The sequence below is a fragment of the Actinomycetospora atypica genome (assembly GCF_042653685.1).
Classification (GTDB): Bacteria; Actinomycetota; Actinomycetes; order Mycobacteriales; family Pseudonocardiaceae; genus Actinomycetospora; species Actinomycetospora atypica.
In genome coordinates this window covers 1-1,348 of record NZ_JBHSIV010000080.1, presented here as the reverse complement: position 1 = coordinate 1,348, position 1,348 = coordinate 1, and the positions used below count along the sequence as shown (strand labels likewise).

The window sequence follows — 1,348 nt, the reverse complement described above, 5'->3', positions numbered from 1 at the left end:
TGTCTGTGCTCAGGACATCGAAGACAGTTGATGTCTCAGCACATCGCGGACACTGAGCAGGCCCCGCCGGGTGGGTTGGTCACGGTGGTGACCAACCTGCCCGGGTGTGGGCAGGACAGGGTTCGAGATGGATCCAGCACTGGTGGCGGCGGTTGCCCGGGCGGCGACCGGGGAGAAGATCAAGGTCGCCGAGGTGTGCCGGAAGGCCGGGGTGTCCCGGTCGGTGTTCTACGTCAAGCTCGAGCGGTTCAAGACCGAGGGCAGCGCGGGCCTGGCGCCGCGTTCCCGCGCGCCGCACTCCCGACCCAGCGCCACCGCTGATCACGTCGGGGAGGCGGTCGTGCGGGCCCGCAAGGAGCTCGCCGACGAGGGCTGGGACAACGGCGCCTGGACGATCCGCTGGCGGCTGCTCGACATCGCCCGAGCGGGATGCCACCCCAGCGGTGGGCCGGTGCTCGACCCGGCCGAGGTCCCCTCCCGAGCCACGATCCACCGCATCCTGGTCGAGCGCGGCCAGGTCGTCCCGCAGCCACGCAAGCGCCCCAAGGGCGGGCGGCGGTTCGTGCATCCGGCGCCGAACGCGGTGTGGCAGATCGACGGCACCGACCTGGACCTCGGCGATGGCACCCGGGCCACCGTCATCCAGATCATCGATGACTTCTCCCGCCTCGACGTCGCCAGCTACGCCGCCTGCAGCGAGAACAGCGCGGACGTCCTGGCCGCGCTGCAGGTGGGTTCGCCCGCTACGGCCACCCGGCCTGCGTGCTCTCCGACAACGGCACCGCGTTCTCCGGCAAGCGCCGTCAATGGCCGCTGGTGGCGATGGAACGGCTGCTGGCCGGGCACGGGATCACCACCGTGGTGTCCTCGATCGGTCACCCGCAGACCTGCGGGAAGAACGAACGGGTCCACCTCACCCTGCAGAAGTGGCTCGCCGCCCGACCCGTCCCCGCGACCCTGCCCGAGCTGCAGGACCTGCTCGATGACTACCGGGTGCGCTACAACCAGCGCCGCCACCAAGCCCTCGACGGCGACACCCCCGAGCGCCGCTTCCACAGCATCGAGCCCACCGGCCCGGCCGGGCCCGCCGCGCGGGCCGCGGGACAGGTCACCCGCACCGTCTCGGGCACCGGGGTCATCGGGTTCGACAACACCTCGATCGGGCTGGGCCGACGCCACGCCGGCGCCACCGCCGAGGTGTTCTGGCAGGGCGACCGCGTCACCGTTCTCATCGATGACACCGTCGCCGCCAGCCTTACCCTCGACCGCAGCGTCCGCTACCAGCGGACCACCAACCTGTCCGCGATGTGCTGAGACACATCTGTCCTAGATGTGCTGAGACATCACA

General features: G+C 70.8%; 1 protein-coding gene. It reads left to right on the top strand.

Translation table 11 applies throughout. The features are described from left to right. The first annotated feature begins 762 nt into the window (after nucleotides 1–762). A complete protein-coding gene (locus ACFPBZ_RS29375; RefSeq protein WP_378039647.1) occupies nucleotides 763–1,314 on the top strand; it encodes an integrase core domain-containing protein in 552 nt (183 codons plus the stop codon). Nucleotides 1,315–1,348: the final 34 nt, after the last annotated feature.